Annotated in this window: 20 protein-coding genes; 8 read left to right on the forward strand and 12 right to left on the reverse strand. The window is 68.3% G+C overall.

The genetic code is table 11. The features are described from left to right. Position 1 precedes the first annotated feature (1 nt). Complete coding sequence (locus CFB18_RS11130) at positions 2-2,182, forward strand: glycosyltransferase family 39 protein (RefSeq protein ID WP_088571873.1); 2,181 nt, start codon at positions 2-4, stop codon at positions 2,180-2,182. Between the two features lie 52 nt (positions 2,183-2,234). Here the strand turns inward: CFB18_RS11130 and moaA are convergent, their stop codons facing one another. Next, the gene (gene moaA / locus CFB18_RS11135) at positions 2,235-3,215 is read right to left on the reverse strand and encodes a GTP 3',8-cyclase MoaA (protein ID WP_088571874.1); all 981 of its coding nucleotides are present in this window, start codon (positions 3,213-3,215) and stop codon (positions 2,235-2,237) included. Positions 3,216-3,448: 233 nt separating this feature from the next. Beyond that, positions 3,449-4,681 (reverse strand): MFS transporter, encoded by a 1,233-nt coding sequence (locus CFB18_RS11140; protein WP_159461720.1) that lies wholly within the window; start codon positions 4,679-4,681, stop codon positions 3,449-3,451. A gap of 492 nt (positions 4,682-5,173) precedes the next feature. Here CFB18_RS11140 and secG point away from each other — a divergent pair, with 492 nt between their 5' ends. From secG to CFB18_RS11160, 4 genes are all read left to right on the forward strand, one after another. Then, positions 5,174-5,410: a preprotein translocase subunit SecG gene (gene secG / locus CFB18_RS15375; RefSeq protein WP_159461721.1), complete on the forward strand. Its 237-nt coding sequence runs from the start codon at positions 5,174-5,176 to the stop codon at positions 5,408-5,410. A gap of 9 nt (positions 5,411-5,419) precedes the next feature. Next, positions 5,420-7,096 (forward strand): peptide ABC transporter substrate-binding protein, encoded by a 1,677-nt coding sequence (locus CFB18_RS11150; protein ID WP_088571876.1) that lies wholly within the window; start codon positions 5,420-5,422, stop codon positions 7,094-7,096. Between the two features lie 19 nt (positions 7,097-7,115). Then, positions 7,116-7,376, forward strand: a complete 261-nt coding sequence (locus CFB18_RS11155; protein ID WP_088571877.1) for a hypothetical protein — start codon at positions 7,116-7,118, stop codon at positions 7,374-7,376. 63 nt (positions 7,377-7,439) lie between these two features. Further along, positions 7,440-7,628: a hypothetical protein gene (locus tag CFB18_RS11160; RefSeq protein ID WP_088571878.1), complete on the forward strand. Its 189-nt coding sequence runs from the start codon at positions 7,440-7,442 to the stop codon at positions 7,626-7,628. Between the two features lie 13 nt (positions 7,629-7,641). On the opposite strand, the gene CFB18_RS11165 is transcribed toward CFB18_RS11160, so the two are convergent. Beyond that, positions 7,642-8,277 (reverse strand): hypothetical protein, encoded by a 636-nt coding sequence (locus CFB18_RS11165; RefSeq protein ID WP_088571879.1) that lies wholly within the window; start codon positions 8,275-8,277, stop codon positions 7,642-7,644. 56 nt (positions 8,278-8,333) lie between these two features. Further along, positions 8,334-8,564, reverse strand: coding sequence for a hypothetical protein (locus tag CFB18_RS11170; RefSeq protein WP_088571880.1), 231 nt, complete (start codon positions 8,562-8,564; stop codon positions 8,334-8,336). A gap of 690 nt (positions 8,565-9,254) precedes the next feature. Between CFB18_RS11170 and CFB18_RS11175 the strand changes: the two genes are divergently transcribed. Together CFB18_RS11175 and CFB18_RS11180 are read left to right on the forward strand one after the other, a co-directional pair. Then, positions 9,255-10,196: a S1C family serine protease gene (locus CFB18_RS11175; RefSeq protein WP_088571881.1), complete on the forward strand. Its 942-nt coding sequence runs from the start codon at positions 9,255-9,257 to the stop codon at positions 10,194-10,196. A gap of 105 nt (positions 10,197-10,301) precedes the next feature. Continuing rightward, complete coding sequence (locus CFB18_RS11180) at positions 10,302-12,152, forward strand: protein kinase domain-containing protein (RefSeq protein ID WP_088571882.1); 1,851 nt, start codon at positions 10,302-10,304, stop codon at positions 12,150-12,152. A gap of 7 nt (positions 12,153-12,159) precedes the next feature. Here CFB18_RS11180 and CFB18_RS11185 read toward each other — a convergent pair whose 3' ends face one another. From CFB18_RS11185 to CFB18_RS11195, 3 genes are read right to left on the reverse strand one after another with little or no spacing between them, the layout of a single operon-like run. Further along, entirely contained in the window at positions 12,160-13,977 is a 1,818-nt protein-coding gene (locus CFB18_RS11185; RefSeq protein WP_088571883.1) for a VanW family protein, read from the reverse strand. Between the two features lies 1 nt (position 13,978). Beyond that, positions 13,979-14,524 (reverse strand): NUDIX domain-containing protein, encoded by a 546-nt coding sequence (locus tag CFB18_RS11190; RefSeq protein WP_200808185.1) that lies wholly within the window; start codon positions 14,522-14,524, stop codon positions 13,979-13,981. Positions 14,525-14,548: 24 nt separating this feature from the next. Beyond that, the gene (locus CFB18_RS11195) at positions 14,549-15,175 is read right to left on the reverse strand and encodes a LysM peptidoglycan-binding domain-containing protein (protein ID WP_088571884.1); all 627 of its coding nucleotides are present in this window, start codon (positions 15,173-15,175) and stop codon (positions 14,549-14,551) included. Positions 15,176-15,630: 455 nt separating this feature from the next. Between CFB18_RS11195 and mtnP the strand changes: the two genes are divergently transcribed. After that, positions 15,631-16,512, forward strand: coding sequence for an S-methyl-5'-thioadenosine phosphorylase (gene mtnP / locus CFB18_RS11200; protein WP_088571885.1), 882 nt, complete (start codon positions 15,631-15,633; stop codon positions 16,510-16,512). Between the two features lie 50 nt (positions 16,513-16,562). Here the strand turns inward: mtnP and CFB18_RS11205 are convergent, their stop codons facing one another. The 5 genes from CFB18_RS11205 to CFB18_RS11225 form a co-directional block, all read right to left on the reverse strand. Continuing rightward, entirely contained in the window at positions 16,563-17,459 is an 897-nt protein-coding gene (locus CFB18_RS11205; RefSeq protein WP_159461722.1) for a L,D-transpeptidase, read from the reverse strand. A 230-nt stretch (positions 17,460-17,689) separates the two neighbouring features. Continuing rightward, positions 17,690-18,823 carry a hypothetical protein gene (locus CFB18_RS11210; RefSeq protein ID WP_088571887.1) on the reverse strand — a complete coding sequence of 378 codons (1,134 nt, stop codon included), beginning with the start codon at positions 18,821-18,823 and terminating at the stop codon, positions 17,690-17,692. Next, positions 18,816-19,406, reverse strand: a complete 591-nt coding sequence (locus CFB18_RS11215) for an RNA polymerase sigma factor (protein WP_088571888.1) — start codon at positions 19,404-19,406, stop codon at positions 18,816-18,818. The genes CFB18_RS11210 and CFB18_RS11215 overlap by 8 nt, the downstream gene beginning before the upstream one ends. Before the next feature lie 38 nt (positions 19,407-19,444). Then, on the reverse strand, positions 19,445-20,269 hold the full coding sequence (locus CFB18_RS11220; RefSeq protein WP_088571889.1) for a beta/gamma crystallin family protein: 825 nt from the start codon (positions 20,267-20,269) through the stop codon (positions 19,445-19,447). 131 nt (positions 20,270-20,400) lie between these two features. Beyond that, the gene (locus CFB18_RS11225) at positions 20,401-21,414 is read right to left on the reverse strand and encodes an AIR synthase family protein (RefSeq protein ID WP_088571890.1); all 1,014 of its coding nucleotides are present in this window, start codon (positions 21,412-21,414) and stop codon (positions 20,401-20,403) included. Positions 21,415-21,525: the final 111 nt, after the last annotated feature.

Consider the following 21,525-nt stretch of genomic DNA (forward strand, 5'->3'; position numbering starts at 1 on the left):
GATGCATCGGAGCCGATGGCTGGCATGGCCCGGAGCCGCGTTGCTCCTGCTCGCGCTGGCCTTCGGGCTGCGAGTCTACCGTCTGGACGGGCCCAGCCTGTGGTATGACGAGGCCTTCAGCATCGCCCTGGCCCGCTCGGGGGTCTGGCAGCCCCTGGAGGCGCATCCTCCCCTTTTCTATCTCATCCTCCGGCTCTGGATAGCTCTCGCGGGCTCCTCCGAGTTCAGCGCCCGTTTCCTTTCGGTGGGCGTGGGGATGCTGACCGTGGCCCTCTTCGGGGCGGCGGCGGCCCGCCTCGGGCGATCCCCCTGGGCAGGGCTCCTCGGGCTGACCTTGGCGGCCACCCTCCCCTTCTGGATCTGGGAGTCCCGCGAGGTCCGCATGTATTCGGCCCTGGGGATGTGGACGGCCCTGGCGCTGTGGCTGGAACTCCGGGGCCGGCCTATGGGGACCGCCCTCGCGGTCCTGGCCGGGGTCTACACCCACTACGCGATGCTTTGGATGGTCCCCGGGTGGCTGCTCCTCCTCGGGAGGCGGGGGTGGGATCGCGGGCTGTGGGCGCTGATCATCGCCCTGGGAGCGGCCCCGGGAGCCCTCCATGCCCTGTGGGTGGGTCAAACCCAGGGGGCCTTCTGGCCGGGACGGCTGGATCTGATCCGGGCCCTGGGGACCCTCGGGCAGGCCCAGGCGTTGCAGGCCCGGATGGCCGGCCTTCTCCCACCGCCGGGCTCCCCGTGGCTTCCGGGCCTGATCGCCGGAGCCCTCCTCCTCGTCGCCGGCCTCCTCGTGGGGATCCGCTCGCGGGCGATGCGGGTTCGATGGGTCTGGCTCGGCCTCCTCCCCCTTGCCGTCGGGCTGGGCCTGCTCTACCGCAGCCCCAAGTTCCACCCGCATTATTTCATCGGCGTGACGGTGGCCTTCTATCTGGCGGTGGTCCTGGGCTGGGCGGAAGGGGTTCGGCACGTCCGCTGGGCCCTCCTGCCTGGATTGCTGGCCTGGGGCCTCTTCGTCGGGCCGGCGCTCCTCTGGGCGCTGGGCCCCGCGGAGCAGACCAAGGACGACTGGCGGGGGGCGGTGCGAACGGTGGAGGCCCGGCGAGGGCCGGGGGAAGCGGTGGTGCTGGTGAGCGGGTTCGCCCTCCCGGCGTATCAGGCTTACGCCCGGTCCACCACGCCAGTCCCGCTCCCCGCGGATCCGGTGGCCGATGTGCGCCACGTGCTGGACTATGAGACGGTCGCCCCGAGGCTGAACGCCGCCCTCTCCGGGACCTCGGGGGCGTGGCTGGTGCAGTGGGGGGATGAGATCAACGACCCGGCCCAGATTGTGGCAGCGGCCCTGGACTGGGTGGGGGATGAGGTGGAGACATGGGCCTTCGGCGGGAGAATCCGGGTTCGACGGTTCCTCTGGGGGAGCTTTCGCCCGCTGCCTGCGGAGCCGGAGGCCCTCTTCGGTCACGCGGGCCAGCCCATCGGGCCGAACCTGCGCTGGCTGGGCTACGGCCTCCCGGGAGGGGAGATTCCCATCGATCGCCCCCTTCCGGTGATCGTGGGATGGCGGACGACCGGGCCCCTCCCGTCTGGGTTGCGGATCTCTTTTCGGCTGGAGTGGGAGGATGGCACGGTGTGGGGACAGTGGGATGGGGCGCTGGGGGGCGAGACATGGGACACGGCCCGGTGGCCGTATCCGCGCACCATCCTGGCCCGCTATGAGGTGATGGCCCAAGTGGGGACGCCCCCCGGGCGGTATCGGCCGCGCCTGGTGGTCTACCAGGGCGGGGAGGTCTGGCTGGACGCCCGGCTGAACCCCGTGGTCCGAGCGGCCCCGTCGCGTCCCTATGAGGATCCCCGGTGGGAGGAGCCGCCGCGGGCACGATGGCCGGGCCTGGCCCTCACCCACGTGGATCTCGAAGGAGAGCCCCGCGCGTGTCGGGCGCTCACCGTTGCCCTCTGGTGGCGGGTGGAGGGGCCGCCTCCGGCGGCCTGGGTGCGGGTTCGCATCGGGGAGGCCGAGGGCGTCTGGCCGTGGAACCCGGCGCAGCCCGAGGCGATCTGGGGACCGGGGGAGCGATGGCGGGTCCGATATCCGGTGCCGGTGCCCTGTGCCCCGGGGCGTTATCCCCTGGAGGTCGCTGTCGGAGAAGAGAGCGGGCAGACGGTGGGGATAGTGGAAGTAATGCCCTAAACGGGCGCGAGGGGATGTTCCCATCCCATCGGGCGTCCAGCCCGGACCGGTTCTACCCGCCGATTTGGCTCATCACGCGGGCGGTGGGGATGACGCCTTCGGGGAGGCCGTGGCCCCAGGGCTTGCGCCAGATGGCGGACCGGATCAGGGCCTTCAGCTCCTCATCATCGGCGCCGTTTCGAAGCGGCGTCCGCAGGTCCACCTCATCATCCCGCAAGAGGCACAGGCGGAGCCGTCCCTCCGCCGTCAGGCGGACTCGGTTACACTGGGCGCAGAAGGGCTCACTGACCGGGCTGATGAACCCCACCGTCCCCGCCGCCCCCCGAATGCGATACACCCGGGCCTCGCCGTCCAGACGGCCGTCGCCGACCGGCTCCAGCGGCCCGAATTCGCCCTCCAGGACGCGGATCATCTCGGCGGTGGAAACCACCGCCTGCTGGGCGAAGGGGGCGACGTCGGCGAAGGGCATCACCTCGATGAAGCGAACCTGCCAGGGGCGGGCGAGGGTGAGGGCGGCCAGGTCGACGATGTCCGAATCGTTATAGCCCCGGACCACCACGGCGTTGAGTTTGATGGGGGTGAGCCCGGCGGATTCGGCGGCGAGGATGCCTTCCCACACATCCTCCAGTCGGCCCCACCGGGTGATGCGGCGGAACTTCTCCGGGTCCAGGGTGTCCAGGCTGACGTTGACCCGTTTCAGGCCGGCGCGGGCCAGGGGCTCGGCCAGGGCCTTAAGGCGCAGGCCGTTGGTGGTCATGGAGATCTCCCGGATCCCGGGGAGGGCGGCCATCCGGGCGACCAGCTCCACCAGATGGGGGCGGACGGTGGGCTCTCCACCGGTGAGGCGGATCTTGTCAAAGCCCAGCTCGGCGAAGAGGCGGGCCAGGCGGATCAGCTCGTCATCGGTGAGGAGCTCTTCTCGGGGGAGGAAGACCATCTGCTCCGGCATGCAGTAGACACAGCGGAGGTTGCAGCGGTCGGTCAGAGAGATCCGGAGATATCGAATGTGGCGGCCGAATTGATCCAGAACCATGGAACCCCCTTCCAGGGATCCTTTGCCCTCCGCCCTCTTGCTTCTATTCTATCCCGATTGAAGAGGGCTTGTCCACAATTCTCACGTTCAACAATTCCCGATCGGCACGCTGGGAGAAAGCGCGGAGGGCCGTCCACGAGTCCGAGCACGAACCTACGAACAGGGCGCGCAAGGACTTCCGGGGTCCGGGTTCGGTGGGGGGGCACCGATGGACAATGGGCCGGGGCGGGCCCTCACCCGGCCGGGCGTCGGAGAGCCGGAGCGGGTTGGGGAGCTGGGGCGCGATCCCGAGGGGCGAAGGCCAGATACTGATGGAGGGTCCCCAGCCCATACAGCGCGGCGGTGCCGAGGAGCATCGCGGTCAGGCCGTAGCGGGCCTGCAGGAGCCCGGAGAGGGTGGCCCCGATCATCCAGCCGGCCTCCCAGGTCAGGTTCAGGATGCTGCTCACCGTCGCCCGCTCGGCCGGAGGGGTCTGCTCCATGCAAAACTCGGTGAAGAGCGGAGAAGCCATGTTCATCAGCGCCCCGCGCAGGATCATCGCCAGGGCGGCCAGCGGCGTCTGATCCGTGAGGGCCATCCCGATCAGGAAGATCACCGACAGCCCCTGGGTGAGAGCCACAGTCGGGATGCGCCCGATCCCACGAGCCAGGGCCGGGGCCAGCAACGTAGCCAGCCCGGTAAGGGCGGAGGCCAGGGCGAAGAGCGCGCCCAGGATCTCATCCGGCAGCCCGTAACGCTCATGGAAATAGACGTTGAGGAAGGGGATGCTGAGAGCCGCCCCGATCCCCATCAGGAAGTTCGGGACCGCCATGTGGAAAACCGGCGCGCGCAGGGGTCGCCCCTGGCCGCGCATCGGCCTGGCGGCCATCGGAGCGCGAGGGGCCTCTCGGATAGCGAGCAGCGGCCCCAGGGAGGCGAAGTCGATGAGGGCGGTGAACAGGATGGGACCGGCGTAGGGCGTCGGCCCCACCAACCCGAGCACCCGGAAGAGATCCGGCAACGCGCCCCCTGCCAGCTCACCTGCGAAGCCGGCCCAGAACAGGACCGCCGAGGAGAGGGCGAAGAGGGCCGCCCGTTCCGCCTCGGAGGCGTTCTCCGCCAGGAACGGCGCATGGGCGATCACGAACAGGTTGTATCCTACCCCGATCAAGCCCACGCCCAGCCCGAGGGGCCAGGGGCCCGTCCCCAGGCCCACCCCGACGGTGCCCAGGCCCATCAGGAGGACGCCCAGGAGCATCGCCGGCCGACGGCCGATCCGATCGATCCACCGGCCCGCCGGCAGGCCGATCCCCAAAGCCAGCGCGGAGGGCAGGGCGTTCAGCAGACCCAGGAGCTCCCGGGATCCGCCCCCCTCCAGCACGTGCAGGTTAAACCAGAGGCCATAGATGGCGCTGCTGAACCCATGCAGGGCCAGGGCGATCAGGAAGAGACGAACGTTCCGGTCGAAACGTCGAAGCCTGCGCATCTCCGCTTCCCTCCGGAGGCCCGACCCCCTGGGGGTCGGGCAGGAATGAGGCCGAGAGGACATCCGAGACACTCCACCCCTCCAGCGGTTCGCGGCGCGCCGGACCCAACGGCTCACCCGGAAACGGTCGATCGGCGAAACGAGGAAAAGCCCTGCCGGAGCTTCCCCGGGGCGCTCCAGAGGAGAGCCATCCCCATCCTACCACACACACCTCAGAATTCCGTAAGAGCCCAATGGATCCACAAGGCTAATATTTCCGAATTGTTTGCAGATATATCTCGCTATATCGAAATCTTGATTCAATCATTCGGGAGATATATGCCAACTACGAGCCCTTTCGCTTGGTATTACCAAGTTCAAATAGAGAAATGGGGCCGGCGGGTGGCAGGGGTGTTGTTCAGTTGGGGGAGGGGGATCTGTCGTGGAGGCGGGGATCAAGTTATAATGGAGGGGCTCCGGTCGGGAGCGGGAACCTTTCGAGGGAGGAAAGCGGTGGCCACGGCGTTGAACATCGCGCAGATCCTGCTGGCGATCGCCCTGATCGCCATCATCCTGCTGCAGGCCGGCTCCTCGCAGCTGGGAGGGGTGTTCGGCCTGGGGGATGTGGGAGTGCCCCGGAAACGGCGGGGCCTGGAGCGCACCGTCTTCAACCTCACGATCTTCCTGGCCGTCCTCTTCCTGGTCCTGGCGGTGGTGAACGTGATCGTGACCGGCACCCCCACCGGCTGAAGGCAGGCGATGGCCACCCGTCCACGTGATCCCACCCTGGCGCGCGGGCTCTACTTCCCCCTGATCCTGCTGACCCTCACCGCCCTCGGCCTGGGGACGATGATGCTCTCCCTCATCCTGCGGGCGGGCGTGGAGACGGTCCCGGCCCGCGGGGGGCATTACACGGAGGCGATCGGGGGCCCGATCACCACCCTGAACCCCCTTCAGGTCCAGCCCGGGGATCCTGAAGCCGAGCTCACGCGCCTGATCTTCAACGGCCTGGTCCAGCTGAACGAGCAAGGGCTTCCGGTGGGCGATCTGGCCCAGCGCTGGGAGGTCTCCGAGGATGGCCTGCGCTACACGTTCTACCTGCGCCCGAACGTTCGCTGGCACGACGGGGCTCCTTTCACGGTGGAGGACGTGCTCTTCACGGTGCGCCTGCTCCAGTCCGAGGAGCTGCCCGGTCCGCCGGAACGGGCCCGCCTCTGGCAGTCTATCGAGGTCATCCCGGTCAACAGCCTGACGGTGCAGTTCCGGCTGCCGGAGCCTCTGGCGCTCTTCCCTGATCTGCTGACCTTCGGGATCCTGCCGGCCCATCGCCTCCGCGATGTCCCGCCGGCCCAGCTGAACACCCATCCCTTCCACCTGAACCCCATCGGCACCGGGCCATATCGGGTGGAGACTGTCCGCGTCGAGGAGGGGCGGATCCAGCAGATCGTCCTCTCCGCCAACCCCCAGTATTTCCGGGGCCCGCCGCTGCTCGAGCGCCTCGAGTTCCGGATCTTCCCGGACACCCGCACAGCCCTCCAGGCCTACCGGGCGGGGGAGGTGCAGGGCATCGCCCGGATCTTCCCCACGGACCTAGATCAGGTCCGCGCCCTGCCCTCGCTGAACCTGTTCTCCGCCGTGCTCTCCAGTTACGAGGTCATCCTGCTGAACCACGCTTCTCCCCTCTTCCGGGAGGCCGAGGTGCGACAGGCCCTCTGGCTGGCCCTGGATCGCCAGCGGCTGATCGATCGGTTCCTGGCCGGCCAGGGCGTCGTGGCGGACAGCCCGATCCCGCCGGGGAACTGGGCGCGCCATCCCCAGCTGTCGCCGGTCCCTTATGATCCGGCGAAGGCGCGGGCCCTTCTGGAAGCACGGGGATGGGTGATCCCGGAGGGCGGGACGATCCGGCAGAAGGGGGATCAGGTGCTTCGGTTCCGCCTCGCCGCGAGCGCAGATGGCTTCCATGAGGTGCTGGCCCAGGAGATCGCTCGACAGTGGGAGGAGATCGGGGTGAAGGTGGACGTCGATCCCATCCCCGGGGATCTGGTGGGACAGGTGCTGGCCCCTCGCCAGTTCGACGCGGCCCTGGTGGAGATCATGGTCCCTGGGGATCCAGACCCTTACCCGTTCTGGCACGAGACGCAGGTGGAAACCGGGCAGAACTACGGGAGGTTCCGGGATCGGGACATCAGCGAGGTGATCGAGGAGGCCCGCCGGGTCTTTGACATCGCCCGCCGGAGGGAGCTCTACTGGCGCTTTCAGGAGCTCTTCCAGAAGAAGGTGCCGGCCATCCTGCTCTACTATCCGGTTTACACGTTCGCGGTGGACGAGCGGATCTCCGGGATCCAGGTAGGGGCGTTGTTGAACACCCCGGCGGACCGCCTGGATGGGATCACCGGATGGTATACTCTGGTCCGGCGGCGGATCATCGTGCGATAGCTTCCTCAGGAGGGGAAGGGTGGGGCCTCTGGAGGTGATAAATCGTTATTCGTTTCTGGTTCTCGGAGGAGCGGCCCTGCTCGGGCTGGCCGTCGTGCTGGGGCTGCGACGCGCGGGCGGGATCGGCTGGGGGATCTGGCTCCTGCTCCTGCTCGCCTTGGTGGTCTTCGGGCTGTCCCGACGGGCGCAGCCGTCCGCGCCCTTCTCCTCGGAGGAGGAGATCGCGGCGGCCTGGCGGAGCGGACGGCCGGTCCTGGTCTACTGGTTCTCGAACTACTGACTGGGGTGCCTCTCCATCCAGCCTGCCGTGCGCAGGCTCGAGCGGGAGTGGCGAGGCGGAAAAGTGCTCTACGTGGAGGCGCTGAGCCCGGCCGGGCGGGCCTTCGGCCAGCGGTGGGGGTTGCGGCTCACCCCCTCCCTCGCGCTGTTCGATGCCCAGGGCCGTCTGGTTCACATCTGGACGGGTGTGACCATGATCCCGGGGGTGGAGGAGCTGGAGCGGCAGCTGCGGGAGCCCGGCGCTCCGCCATGAGGGATCCTCCCCCTTAGCCCTCCGGCCGGAGGCCGGGCCATCCCCGCCGGCCCATCCAACGGGAGAGCTCTGTGGCGACCAGCCAGGCGCTGGCCTCGAAGAAGGCGTAGGTGCGGCGGACGGAATCCGCAGGGGCCGACTCCAGATCAGCGTTCTCCGCCACCCAGACCACGTGCTCCATCTCCTCGATTCGGTCCAGGACCTCTCCGGGCGTGCCCGGCACCGGGATGTCCGCATAGGTGGGATGACGCTGATGAGGGAAGGTCACCGCGTAATCGGGGAGCCGGGGCAGGATCCCCATGGCGATGTAAGCGTGGTGGAAGAAGAAGACCTGATCTCCGGGTCGGGCCAGCTGGAAGGCCGGCATGAACCGGAACCCCATGGCCTCCCATGCGGACCAGTCCATCATCACCCGCTCCACCAGGGCGCGCAGCTCGGCGAAGGAGGGGACCGCGGAGGTCCGCAGGCTGAGGATGAACCCCTCCCGCACTTCGGAGAGGTGGTCCAGGGCGTGGTGCAGGGTGGCTTGGGCGTTTTCAGGGAGCGGCTCCCCCTGGATCCGTCGGGCGAGGGCCGCTTTGGTCTGTTCGGCCAGCCGCCCCAGCGTCTGGAGCGCCTGGAGGCCTGCGCGCACGTCCCACAGGCGCATCTGCCATCACCTCCTGAGCTCGACGCGCCAATCGATCGGTATCTGGCATGATGATCTTACCCCTCCAGGAGGGCACGCGCCAGCCGCTCTAGTCCCCCCAGATCATCCAGCTCAAGCCACTGGAGCATCACCCGCTGGACCCCGGCCTCCCCCAGTCGCTCGACTTGCTCCCGAAGCGCGGAGGGAGTTCCGATCAAGATCCCCCAAGCCCGCAGCGCTTCCTCCGGGCGTCCGACGAGCTTTCGCCGCACCTCCGCCGGATCCCGGCCGAAGATCAGGCCGGTCATCTCCGAGCGGCGCACTTCCTCGGGGCGCCAGCCTTCCCGGGCCAGGTATTCACATCCAGGCGCGCGTTGAGCTCCCGGAAGGGCACCACACATCTCGTGTTCGCGGACCCGTCGGCCTGCTTCCGAGGCCCAGGACCAGGCGCCCTCATGGTTCCCGGCGCCAACATTGACAGCCATTCGGCCCACGATTAATTTGAGGGGTGGAAATCGCTCTGAGGTTCAGATCTGAGCTGGGACAAGCGGGAAGAGGCCGGGAGCCGAACCGGTTTTCGCAGGAATGGCTTTCGCCGCGGCCCTTGCGCCGTCGAAGTCAAAGGATTCGGGGCGAAAGCCCCCTCCGTAAGAAATTCATTTCGGCATTCACGTTTGTAAGAGCGGCTTTAGCCGCGACCCTTTGCGTCATCGAAGACAGGGTTCGGGGCTACAGGAGGATCCGCATTTGCAGGAGCGGCTTTCGCCACAACCTTTGCGGGATCGAGAGGACAGGGTTCGGACTGTTGGGTGCGGCTTCCGCCGCGACCCTTGCGCCATTGAAGACAGAGGGCTCGGGGCGAAAGCCATTCATTTCGACCGTCATCCCGTCGGTGCCGAGGCCTCGCCCGTTCCCGGGCGTTCGGATTGATTTTGAAAGCCGATCCCCTCGCGCCATCCGGGAAGCGCGGAGCGCGGGAAAGGTTGAGGTGAGGCCAAATGACAACGCCCGAAGAGGAAGAGCTGGACGTTTACTCGCGGACGGTGATCCGGGCGGTGGAGCAGGTGGGCCCGGCGGTGGTGAGCATCCGACCGGCGGGATCGCCCCGGCGCCGCCCCGCGGTCGAGCTGATGGGCTCCGGCTTCTTCATCACCCCGGACGGCTACCTCCTGACCAACAGCCACGTGATCCGCCCCATCCGCCATCCGGAGATCACCCTGATCGACGGCCGCACGTTCCCGGCGCGGGTGATCGGGGAGGACCCCGTCACCGATCTGGCCGTGTTGCGGGTGGAGCACGAGGGGACGTTCCCAGCAGCCCGGCTGGGGGATTCCTCGCGCCTGCGGCTGGGACAGCTGGTGGTCGCCATCGGCAATCCCCTGGGCTTCCAGTTCACGGTGTCCGCCGGGATCATCAGCGGCCTGGGCCGGGCGCTCCAGGGGCCTGGCGGGCGGATCATCGAGGACATCATCCAGACCGACGCGGCCCTCAACCCCGGCAACTCCGGCGGCCCCCTGGTGGACAGCCGGGGCCAGGTCATCGGCGTCTGCGTGGCCACCCTCCTCGGAGCGGAGAACATCGCCTTCGCCATCCCCAGCCACACCGCGGAATGGGTGGCGGCGCTGCTCATTAAAGAGGGGCGGATCCGTCGCGCTTACCTGGGGCTGGTGGTCCAGGTTCGCCCGATCTCCTGGCCTTCGGAGGCCGCAGGGCTGGAGATCGTGGAGGTGGACCGGAGGGGTCCCGCGGCCCGGGCCGGCCTCCAGGAAGGCGACATCCTGATCCGCGTGGGAGGACAACCGGTGAGGAGCCTGGGAGAGCTCCATCGCTTCCTGGCCCACTGGCCTCCCGGGAGGCCCCTTGAGGTTCAGGTGCTGCGCCACAACCAGCTTCGCATGTTCACCCTGATCCCCCAGGAGGCTCCCTCCCTTGGGTCCTGAGGGATCCCCCCGCCTTCCCGACGACGGCGCATATAATGGGAGCCAGGATGCGTCTGGGCTTGTGATGCCTGCGCACGTCCATCCCGGGCCTCTGTCGAGGTGAAGATGGCGGAGAACCTGTTCGCCGGAAGGTATCGCATCCTGGGCACGCTGGGCCGCGGCGGGTTCGCGGTGGTCTACCGCGCCTTCGACACCGTCCTCCAGCGCCCGGTGGCCGTGAAGGTCCTCCGCGACGATCGCCTGCGGGATCCAGAGCTGCGCCGGCAGCTGGAGGCGGAAGCCCGCCTCCTGGCCAACCTCTCCCACCCCAACCTGGTGACCGTCTACGATTTCGGCTGGGAGAATGAGCAGCCCTACTTTGTGATGGAATATGTGGACGGATGGGACCTCAAGACCCTCATCCGGCACGGGGCGCCCTTGGCCCTGGACCGCGCTCTGGAGCTGTTCCTGCAGATCTGCGCCGCCGTGGGCTATGCCCACCGCAACCACATCGTCCACGGCGACCTCAAGCCCCAGAACATCCTGGTCTCCCGCTCCGGAGAGGTGAAGGTGGCGGACTTCGGGATCGCCGCTGTCCTGTGGTCCCGGGATCCCGATCGCACCACCTGGGCGACCCCGCAGTATCTTTCCCCAGAGCAGGCGGCCGGCGGCCCTCCCACGCCGGCCTCCGATGTGTATAGCCTGGGGCTCATCCTCTATGAGATGCTGACGGGCCGTCTGCCCTTCGAGGCCGGCACGCCGGCGGAGCTGATCCAGGCCCACCTGACGCAGCGGCCGCCTTCCCCCAAGGTCTTCAACCCGGCCTTACCGGAAGATGTGGCTGCGATCATCCTAACGTGCCTAGAGAAGGAGCCCGCCCGGCGCTATCGCAACGCGGACCAGCTGGCCCAGGTGCTCCTCCGCCGTCATCCGGCCGCCGCGCCGGCCCCTCCTCCGGAGCCAGCCCGGGAGGCGACCACCCGGCCGATCCCCCCGGCGCCCGCCTTGCCGGAGGAGCGGGACTGGGTGCTCTGGCTCCTGGGGGTGCTGGCGGCCCTGGCCCTGCTGGGCCTGATCCCCCTCTGGATCATGGTCTACCGGGCCTACCTGGGCAGCCCCTCCGGCCTTCCCACGCCCACCCCGCCCCCCACCATCGTCCCCACGGTTCAGGTCCCTGACCTGCGGGGGTTGGCCGTGGCGGAGGCGCAGGCCCGCGCCGCCGGGCTCGGCCTGGGGTTCACCGTCGTCCGGGAGGTGGAGGATCCCCAGCGGCCGGCCGGCGTGGTGATCGAGCAGGAGCCTCCCCCCGGGGCGAGCCTCCATCCCGGGGAGCCGATCCGGGTCACCATCAACCGGGGCGGCCCGACTTTCCCGGTGGTTAACGTGATCGGCTATACGCTGGACGACAACATCCTGAATGGCCTGCGCTCATATGGATGGGATGTGCGGGTGGAGCGGGTGTGGAGCCCGGAGCCGCCCGGGCGGATCCTGGAGCAGACGCCGCCGCCGGGGGCCTTGCTGGGGGTGGGCCAGCCCCTCACCCTCACCGTCAGCGCCGGGACGCGGGTGGAGATCGGGGCCAACTTCGCCAACTGGGTGATGCTGGACGCCGTGGATCTGCCGCAACGGACGTTCCGGCCTGGGGAAGTGGTGGCGGCGACGCTGGAGTGGCGCTCCCTGCAGCGGGTGGATCAGCCCCTGGTGATCTTCGTCCACCTCATCGGCCCGAACGGCCAGCTCATCGCCCAGCGGGACGCCCAGCCCAACCCGCCGATCCCGGCCTGGCAGCCCGGGCAGATCGTCCGCGATCCCCTGGCCCTGCCCATCCCAGGGAACGCCCCGCCCGGGACCTATCAGCTGCGCACCGGGCTTTACCCGGAGGGCAACCCGGCGGCCCGCGTCATCGTCCTCAGCCCGGGCTACTCCAGCGCGGTGAACAACAGCCTCCTGATCAGCGAGCTGATCGTCCGCCCGTGAGGGGCCTTCACGGCTCCCCAGTGCCGACCTTGAAGACCGCCCGCCAGGGCTGGTAGCGGGTGAACACCCGGTCCTCATAGAGGATCTGGCCGTTCCGCTCCACCCGGCGCTTCACCAGCACGTCGGCCCCGTCCACCGCCCAGTCCACCTGAACGACGCGGCCCTTCGGCAGGGTGGGATCCACCTCGTAGATGTCCGGCCCGTGGGGGACGATGTTCGAGACGAAGGGGCCCTCAATGATCACCCGGCGGCCGTCGTCCGCCCCGTAGATCGTGAAGGTGAGGGTCCCCGCCTCGGGGTCCACCTTCGCCGTGATCAGGATGGGGGTCTCCCGATCGTTGCGGAACTTGAAATCGGCATAGGGGCTGAAGATGGCCGCGTCCAGCCCGGGCCCGAAGGTCCGCTCATACCAGCCGACCCGATAGGCGTGAGGCCAGCGCTCCACGATGGGAAAGCCCCCGAAGAAGGCGGCGCGGAACAGAGTGGTGGAAACCTGACAGAGCCCCCCACCCACGCCTCGGATCGTCCGCCCGTTGTAGATGATCAATGCCTCCTCAAAGCCGGCATCCACACTGACATCCCCCAGGTGGGCGTTGAAGGAGAACACTTCGCCGGGGGGGACGATCACGCCGTGCATGCGGGCGGCGCCCAACGTGATGTTCCGCACCCGAGGGGGTGGGGAGCCTTTGAAGTTCGTGACGGCCTCCGCGATCCGCCCGGTGATCCCCAGCTCCTCCGCCGTGATGGTCTCCGGATAGCGCGGGGGGATCAGCGTGAGGGCGATGGGGACCTCTCGAGTGGGCCCGCGGAGGCTCTCCCGGATGCGGGCGATGGTCGTGGGGATGTCCACTCGGTATCCCCAGCGGGAGGGCGCGATGGGGATCAGGCGGCGCGAGCCTTCATCGAAAACGAAGCGGGCGTCCACGGGGTCCACCTGCAGGGTCTGCACGATGGGCGAGAGCCACTCCTGCAGGCGCTCCTCCTCCAGCCGGGCTTCCAGGTGGGGCGTAGGAGCCTCCACCCGCTCCAGGGCGATCATGCGGCCCAGCTCGGCGGGGGAGAGCTCCCATGGGCCGGTGGCGCTCAGGGGCAGCGTGACCGTGAACGTGTCCGTCGGGACGAAGAGGCGAATCGGCCCCTCCAGCCATTGCGCCAGCTGCGTCCGCGCCGGCTCGACCTCCGTCAGGGAAGGGGGCACGGTCTCCACCGGGAGGGCGAGCGTCACAGGTTGCAATGCCGAGAGGGCCTCCAGCAGGCGCGCCCGCGTGGCGGTGCGATCCAGCCGGATCCCCGCCCGGGCGGGGAGCACCCGGACCTCTCCCTCCCGGATCTCCAGGGCGGCGTCCTGAGGGGGGCGATCGATGGCGGCGGCCAGGGCCTCGATCTGCGCCTCCAGGCGTTCGAGCTCCACCACCACCCGTGGCGCCACCCCATATCCGGCCCACCAGATCCACAGGCGATCCCAGACGTCGAGCCATCCGCGGCCGCGGCCGGCCCGCATCGCCTCTTCCAGGGTGCCCGGGATATCCACAGAGGCGCCCAGGTCCGTCAGCGAGAGGGTCCGCTGGAGCCCGGGGCCCTGGAGGGTCAGGAAAGGACGCTGGGGGTCCGGCAGGGTGGCCTGCCAGCGCGCCTGCGCCTCCGCTTCGGTGAGCCCGCCCACCGGCACGGCGCCGATGAACACCCCGGGCCAGATCCGCCCGGCGTAGATCCACTCCAGCGCCCCCGCCGTCACCAGCCCCAGCCCGAGGATCAGCAGGAGGACGGCGGCTGGGAAGATCGGGAAGGCGCGTGGGGTCCGAACGGAGGCCGCCTGCTCGGCCATCTCAGACCCTCCCCAGCCGGCGGGCCGCCCAGGTCAGGGCCACGATGCTCTTGGCGTCCCGCAGGCGTCCATCCTCGATGGCCTCCCACAGATCCACCCAGCGCATGAGGACCACCTGGAGCACTTCATCGACCTCCGGATGGGCCGGGCCCGGCGTCAGATCGCGGGCGAGGAAGAGGACGATCTCCTCGGTGCTGTAGGCAGGCGTGGGCCAGATGGTCCCCAGCCGCTCCCATCGGGCGGCCTGATAGCCGGTCTCCTCCGCCAGTTCCCGACGGGCGCACGTCAGCGGATCTTCCCCCGGCTCCAGGGTGCCGGCGGGGATCTCCAGCGAGATCTGACCCACCGCGTAACGGAACTGGCGGACCAGGACCACGTGCTCGTCGTCCAGGACCGGCACGACGGCGACGGCGCCGCGATACTCCACCACCTCCCGCAGCGCCGTTCCCCCGGAGGGCAGGCGGACCTGATCCACCCGCATGTTGAGGATCCGGCCCTCGTAGATCCTCCGACTCTCCAGCGGGACCTCGGCAGCGATCGGATCCATACGCTCTGGAGACGTCCCCATGGTTTAGGGGCTGGGGATGATCAGCCGCTGGCCGGGGTAGATCGCGTTCGGGTTGGTGATCCCGTTCCGGGCGGCGATCACCGTCCACAGCATGTTGAACTTCAGCCCGATGCGGAACAGGTTATCCCCGGGCTGGACGATGTAAACCCGCTCGCCCCCGGTGGGCGTCCCGGCAGCCGGCGCGGAGACCGGGATCACCAGCCGCTGACCGGGCACGATGAAGTCTGGGTTGATCAGGTTGTTCGCCCGGGCGATGGCCTCTACCGTGGTCCCATAGCGGAGGGCGATGCGGAACAATGTCTCCCCTGGCTGGACCACGTGGGTCACCTGGGCGGGCGGCGCGGCGGTGGGGGCCGGAGCGACCGGCGTGGGCGGAGGAAGCGGGGAGAAGAAGGGTGTGGGCGTGGGGGCACCTTCGGGCATGATGGGGGTGACCGGCAGGAGCGTCGGCGTGGGCGGCATTGCGGGCGCGGCCGTCGCGGTCGCCGTCGGCGCGCCGAAGAGCAGCTCCGGAGGGGTCGCCGTGGGCACGGGGCCGGAGCGGGAGCGCGTGGGGCGGCACGCGGTCAGGGCCACCAGCGTCGCCAGGCCCAGCCAGGGCAAAGCACGACGCATACGCTTTCCAACCATGGGCGCCTCCTGCAGCTTCGCACTTCAGGATTCGCAGATCCGCCCCTCTCGCGGTGGACGGAATCCTCCGCGCGCGGATGGATCCGGGAGAGAACTTGTTGTTAAGAAGACTAACACGAGCAGGACGGGCAGGCAAGGGGGACGCCTCCTGCCCAGCGACGGGTGTGTCCCGATTTTGTCGAGCCTGGCCGCCTTGTAGGACAACTGCGAGCAGTTGTCCTACGATTTTGGGACACACCCGCGGCGACCGTTATCGAAGACGAGCGCTCCCTGACAGAGAGATCAAAGGGTTGTGTTCGAATCGAATACGTGGGCGGGGCGACAGCGAAACCGCTGTCCTGCCGCCCCGGAACGCCTGCGCAAGCCCCGTCTGGGTTGGAATGGAGGCGCAGGTTGCATGGAGGATTGTTTCCCATTACCATAAAGGGTGCTCACCCTGCACAAAGGGAGGACCCATGGCGCGGGAGCCGGTGAAGCTGGCCATCATCGGGGGCAGCGGCCTCTATGAGATGGAAGCCCTGCGGGACGTGGAGGAGGTGCGGATCTCGACGCCCTTCGGGGATCCCAGCGACGCCATCATCGTCGGGACGCTGGAGGGACGGCGGGTGGCCTTCCTCCCCCGCCACGGGCGTGGCCATCGGATCTCCCCCAGCGAGATCAACAGCCGCGCCAACATCTACGCCCTGAAAACCCTTGGGGTGGAGCGGATCGTCGCCGTCAGCGCCTGCGGGAGCCTGCGCGAGGAGTTCGCCCCCGGCCACGTTGTGGTGCCCGATCAGCTCATCGACGCCACCAAGGGCAAGCGCGCCTACTCCTTCTTCGGCAACGGCCTGGTGGTCCACATCTCGATGGCCGATCCCTTCTGCCCTCACCTGAGCGAATACGTCTATCAAGCCGTGAAAGCGGTGGGGGGCACCGTGCACAAGGGGGGGACGTTCATCACCATCGAGGGGCCGCGGTTCTCCACGAAGGCGGAGAGCCGGGTGTGGCGCCAGTGGGGGGCGGACATCATCGGCATGACCGCGGTGCCGGAGGCCCAGCTGGCCCGGGAGGCGGAGATCTGCTACGCGGCCATGGCCCACGTGACCGATTACGACGTGTGGCGGGAGGCCGAGGAGCCGGTGACCGCGGAGATGGTGATCCGGCGCCTGGCGGCCAACGTGGCCCTGGCCAAGGAAGCCATCCGGGTCTTGGCCCGGACGCTCCCGGAGGAACGGCCGTGCGCTTGCGGCAGCGCCCTCCAGCACGCCTTCGCCACCGACCTCTCCCTCGTCCCCGAACCCCTTAAGCGGGATCTCGCCCCCATCCTGGGGAAGTATCTCGCCCCGTCCGCCTGATCGGCCCGGAAACCGTGGGCCCGGCTCCGAAAAGAGCCGGGCCCCTCACTTTAACGGTGCACCCACACGTAGGTGCCGGGGTTGTCGGGTGTGGCCCGCACCAGGGGTCGATCCCCATAAGGCTCCGCCCACTCGTAGAGCCAACGGGCGTCCCGCGGGGAAAGGTTCACACACCCGCGGCTTTGTGGAAACCCGAAGCGGTCATGCCAGTAGGTGCCGTGGAGGGCATATCCCTGGTAGAAGAACATGGTCCAGGGGACGTCCTCCAGATAGTAGTAGCCGAAGATGTTCCCATCCATTCGGGTCGCCCGCACCTTGACCTGGATCCGGTAGAGGCCGGTGACGGTAGGAGTCCGCGGCCGCCCGGAGGAGATCAAGGTGGCGAACACCAGGCGATCCCCTTCATAGGCCGCCAGGGTCTGCTCGGAAAGATTCACCTCAATCCATTTCACACCAGATGGGATCCCCTCCGGCCGCCGGGTGGGGAACACCAGGCCGACGGCCTGGGCCTTCACCCACTGATCCGGGCCGACTCGATACCAGACCTGATCGCCGATCTCGCGGGTTTCCTCCACGGTAATGCGCGTGTAACGCGCTAACAACGGGGCCTGCGGATCAGGGGCCCGGCCGGGCGCTGTGGAAGGCCGCGTCGCCTGCACGATCCAGCCAAAGGGGCGCGAGGGCGGCTCGCTGAACACCACGCCCTGGAATGTGGAAGGCGCCCCGAAGGCCAGGTAGGCGGCGTCGATGTATTCGTCCGGGTTAATCTGATAGAACACCTTCCCGCCCGCCTCGACCCGCCCGTGCACGCTTACCCATACGTAGCCGGCCGGAAAGACGCGGCGCGGTGCGCCTCCGTTGAGGGCTTCCTCTGGAGAGCGATAGGTCGGGGCGGGCGCCTTCACATAGGCATAGGTGTAGGGCACCAGGGGCTCGGCCTGCTTCACTCCACCCCCTCCGGGACGGCCTCCTTCCGAAGAGGGGCGGCCCGAGATCGAGGCCGGCGTCCGCGGGAGACGAGGTCGGGGGCAGAACTGCGGATCCCCATCCGGCGGCACGCAGTCCGCAATGGTTGGAAGCATCATACCCATGAACAACAAAATAAGGCCCCACATGGTTCCTCCCGGCGGGTCGGTTCAGGGCTTCCGGGCGCTACCCTCGGGTGATCCTCTCTAAATTATAAACGTATTGAGGTGCCGGAAAGTTCCTGGACGCTATCCGGACGGAAAGGATACGGATCTCCTCCGAAAACCGGATGCCGGGGCCGATGGTCGGAGAAATGGGCGTCCGGCATCCCGGAAGACCGGCGCGAAGGCACCTCGCTCCCGGAAAGATCAAGCGGGAACACCCATGGCCCGGGCAGCCGGAGAGGCTCGTCCTGTCCCCTGGGGTCCACACCGATCAATTCCAGGATGCGCAGGGCACCGGGAGCCGGCGCGGCCACGCCGGGCCTTGGGAAGAAGAAAACACGAAAGCACCCATCCCCCTCCTCCCGAACCGCTCCGCTATCCGGGAGCGGGCGCCAGACGCGCCGGGGGTCCGGCGGCGGGAAACAGATCCGCGCCCGCACGCCGGAGGGGGCGATCACCGCTCGCTCCATAGTCACGGCGACCCCGTTCGCCACCACGGTCCGCCGATCCTCCCGGATCACTCCGGGATGGACAGGGATGCGGAAATCGAAATCGAACGGTCCCCGCTCTTCCCGAATGCCGGATGGGAGGTCGATGACGAGGCGCAGGCGCAACCGGAGCCGCAAGGGGTCTGGAAGCGGCGCATAAGCCCAGCCCTCAAAGGACAAGATGGAAGCCTGTTCTCCGGGAGGCAACGCTATTCGCATCGCCTCCGAAGCGCCGATCAGCCCTTCTTCCATCTCCAGTGGAAATGAGCGCCCGGATTCGTCGGTCAGAAGGACCTCAGAGAGCGCAGCCCGCTGCCCGGGATCCAGAGGACCCTGCACGCGATAGCCGATGCGGATGGCGTTCCAGTCCGCATAGGCCCATTCCAGAAGCACCCGATAGCCTCCCTGCTCTTGTTGCAGATGCAGCGGCTGAACGGACAGCGCCCCCTCCGGGCCGTGGGACAGGACGAAGGATTTCCACAGGCTCCCGGCAGAGGCGACGGCCCCGATGGCCAGCGCCACGAGGATCAGTGGAATTCCCCAGGCGGGCCATCCGCCGGACCTCCACCGGCGTGCTTTTCGGGAAGCGGGCGAAGCGATCCGCTCCCGGATAGCCGGCCAGAGATCCGGCGAGCGAGGGATTCCCTCCTCCGCGATTTCCCTTAACCATCGGGACAGCTCGCGTTCATCCATGGTCCTCTCCCTTTCGGTCCGGCGCGTCTGGGGATCCAAGGATGCCTCGCAGGCGGATCCGCCCTTCATACAGGTAGTGCTTCACGGTGCCTGTGGTGCATCCCATGAGCTCGGCGATCTCCTTCTCCGGAAGCTCGTGATAGTAACGCAGCACGATGGCGGTCCGTTGGGTCGGGGAGAGGAGCCCCAGAGCCTGCCAGAGGCGTCTTCTTTGCTCCGCCTGCTCCGCCATCTGCTCTGGAGAGGGATGGGGATCCCCCCAGGTGGATTCCACAGGATCCTCTGTCTCCAAGAAGGAGGGGGAAGAGGCCGAAAGACGCCGATCCCGCCGCCCAGCCAGGCGCAGGGCCTCCCGGAGGACAAGGCGCAGGAGCCAGGGCCAGAAGGGACGTCGGGGGTCGAACCGATGACGGTGTTCCCAGGCGCGCAGAAAGGCGTTCTGCACCGCGTCCTCGGCGTCCATGCGATCCCGCAGGATCAGATAAGCGGTGCGAAGCGCGCGCAGCTCATACGCCCGGACCAGCGCCTCCAGCCCCTCCGGATCGCCCCGCTGCCACCGCTCGACGGCCTGGGCCTCATCCATCCACCCATCCCTCCGGAGCACGCGGTGAGGTCCAATGTTCAGTAACCCCACCGTGCGGAAGAGATCCGATCATTGAAACCATAAGTCGTCAGATCCGGGACACTCGCGGTGAAGGTGCGGCGATCCCCCCCATAGTTGATATGTTCAAAGTAAGTGCTGGCCCCTGCCCCGGAGGGGATCCAGATGGAGGAAGCAATGCCGTTAAAGTTGATGGCGCGGAAATCGTTGTAGTCATAGCACAACGCAAAGTTCCGGCATCCGTAATACGCGTGCTCCCACACCACCGCGTAATATGCGCAGGCCACCGGGACGACGGCTCCCTGGCGTCGCAGGGTTTCTACCGCCTCCGGATGAACGCCCGGCAGCTCCAGGCCGGTGGCCGCCGCGAGCTCCTCGTTGGTGCGGTAGCACGTCACGATGCCCGGGCCCCGCCCATCATGGCAATGGGGTTCGATCCCCTGGGCCAGGAGCGCTTCAAAGGGAACCAGCTGCCCGTAATACCAGACTGGGACGTAAGGGAGGGAAGGCGCGGACGTCGAACCGGCGCTCATGGCGGCCCGGAGGGCGCGGACCTTCCCGGGATCTGTGTTCGGCAGGTCAAGCCCGGTCGCTGCGGCCAGCTCCTCGTTCGTGTCGTAGCACGTGATCACCCCCGGGCCGGCGCCGTCATGGCACTTCGGCTCGACGCCTCGGGCGATCAGCTCCCCGAAGGGAACCAACCGCCCCTTATACCAGACCGGACGCGCCGGATCTCCCCAAGAAGGGCGCGTGGCCGCCCCTATGCCGAGAAGGGCCAGCGCTCCGGCTCCCAGGAGGACCAGGCCCAAGCCCGCAACTCGAAGCCCTTGCCGGATGCGGATCATAATCCACCTCCTCGAGGATCGCTTCCACCATGGAATACCCGGCAAGGGCGGAAAAGGTGGGGGGGCGGGGTTAGGTCCTGCGGTTGGGCCTGCGTGCCGGATGCAGAGAAAAAGGAGCGCTTTCCGTGGCGTTAGCCTTCAAAGAGACGGGCCAGCTCGTCCCGGGGGAAAGGCTGGAGAGGGACCCGCCGGCCCTCCCGCTCGATCCATCGCCCTTCCTCCGGCGGCCGCAGCTCGCCGATCAGGGCGGCCGGGCGCCCGGCGGCGATCAGCGCCTCCCGGATGGCCGGGGCGTCCTCCGGAGGGGCGGCGATCAGCAGGGAGCCCGAGGCCAGCAGCCCCCACGGATCCAGCCCGTAATGGGCGCACAGCGCCTGGGTCTCCGGATACACCGGCACGGCCTCGCCCTCCACCCGAAGGCCCAGGCCGGCGGCCTCCGCCAGCTCCCACAGCCCGGTGGTCAGTCCCCCCTCGGTGGGATCGTGCATGGCGTGCACCCGCCCGGCGCGCTGGGCGATCCGGGCGTCCTCCACCACGCTGATCCCAGGGGTGTAAAGGAAATCGGCGCATCGCTGGAGGAATTCTTCTCCAAAGATCGGCAACAGCTCGGCGCGTTTCTCCCGGGCGATCACCGCCGTCCCCTCGATGGCGATGGGCTTGCTCAGGATCACCCGGTCGCCCGCCCGGGCCCCCCGCGGCGTGATCAGGCGTTCCGGCTCCACCTCCCCCAGCATAAAGCCGGCGAGGATCGGTCGATCCAGCCCGTAGGTGACTTCGCTGTGGCCCCCGATCAGGTTGATCCCCAGGGCCTCGCAGGCGGATCGCAGCTGCCCGAAGATCTCCTCCACCAGCGCCCGGTCCGTGCGCCCCTCCGGCAGGAGGAGGATGGCCAGCATCCAGCGGGGGACGGCGCCGGTGGTGGCGATGTCGTTGGCGTTGATCTGGACCGCGTACCAGCCGATGGCCTCGGTGGCGAAGGTGATGGGGTCCGCCTTGACCACCAGGCATCGGTCCCCCATCTCGACCACGGCGGCATCCAGCCCCACCCCAGGCCCCAGACGCACCCGCGGGTCCGAGATGGGGTAATCCAGCAGGCGCCGCATCCATTCCAGCGGGAGCTTGCCAACGGGCAGGATCTCTGTCATCTTCCCCTCACCTCCCGGGATGGATGTGTGCCGAATGAAATTCGGCCTGGAGAGGCCTTCGGCCAACGGTCGGCCTGCGCCGGCCGCCAAAACGCCGTCTGCGTCGGCGGA

The sequence above is a fragment of the Thermoflexus hugenholtzii JAD2 genome (assembly GCF_900187885.1).
Taxonomy (GTDB): Bacteria; Chloroflexota; Anaerolineae; order Thermoflexales; family Thermoflexaceae; genus Thermoflexus; species Thermoflexus hugenholtzii.

Bases quoted from the DNA above. Each gene is read 5' to 3' on its own strand.
- CFB18_RS11225 (WP_088571890.1), bottom strand. From the start codon at position 21,414: ATGACAGAGATCCTGCCCGTTGGCAAGCTCCCGCTGGAATGGATGCGG.
- moaA (WP_088571874.1), bottom strand. From the start codon at position 3,215: ATGGTTCTGGATCAATTCGGCCGCCACATTCGATATCTCCGGATCTCT.
- CFB18_RS11175 (WP_088571881.1), top strand. From the start codon at position 9,255: ATGACAACGCCCGAAGAGGAAGAGCTGGACGTTTACTCGCGGACGGTG.
- CFB18_RS11220 (WP_088571889.1), bottom strand. From the start codon at position 20,269: ATGATCCGCATCCGGCAAGGGCTTCGAGTTGCGGGCTTGGGCCTGGTC.
- CFB18_RS11170 (WP_088571880.1), bottom strand. From the start codon at position 8,564: ATGACCGGCCTGATCTTCGGCCGGGATCCGGCGGAGGTGCGGCGAAAG.
- CFB18_RS11185 (WP_088571883.1), bottom strand. From the start codon at position 13,977: ATGGCCGAGCAGGCGGCCTCCGTTCGGACCCCACGCGCCTTCCCGATC.
- CFB18_RS11140 (WP_159461720.1), bottom strand. From the start codon at position 4,681: ATGCGCAGGCTTCGACGTTTCGACCGGAACGTTCGTCTCTTCCTGATC.
- CFB18_RS11130 (WP_088571873.1), top strand. From the start codon at position 2: ATGCATCGGAGCCGATGGCTGGCATGGCCCGGAGCCGCGTTGCTCCTG.
- mtnP (WP_088571885.1), top strand. From the start codon at position 15,631: ATGGCGCGGGAGCCGGTGAAGCTGGCCATCATCGGGGGCAGCGGCCTC.
- CFB18_RS11190 (WP_200808185.1), bottom strand. From the start codon at position 14,524: ATGGATCCGATCGCTGCCGAGGTCCCGCTGGAGAGTCGGAGGATCTAC.
- CFB18_RS11150 (WP_088571876.1), top strand. From the start codon at position 5,420: ATGGCCACCCGTCCACGTGATCCCACCCTGGCGCGCGGGCTCTACTTC.
- CFB18_RS11165 (WP_088571879.1), bottom strand. From the start codon at position 8,277: ATGCGCCTGTGGGACGTGCGCGCAGGCCTCCAGGCGCTCCAGACGCTG.
- CFB18_RS11210 (WP_088571887.1), bottom strand. From the start codon at position 18,823: ATGGATGAACGCGAGCTGTCCCGATGGTTAAGGGAAATCGCGGAGGAG.
- CFB18_RS11215 (WP_088571888.1), bottom strand. From the start codon at position 19,406: ATGGATGAGGCCCAGGCCGTCGAGCGGTGGCAGCGGGGCGATCCGGAG.
- CFB18_RS11180 (WP_088571882.1), top strand. From the start codon at position 10,302: ATGGCGGAGAACCTGTTCGCCGGAAGGTATCGCATCCTGGGCACGCTG.
- CFB18_RS11195 (WP_088571884.1), bottom strand. From the start codon at position 15,175: ATGGTTGGAAAGCGTATGCGTCGTGCTTTGCCCTGGCTGGGCCTGGCG.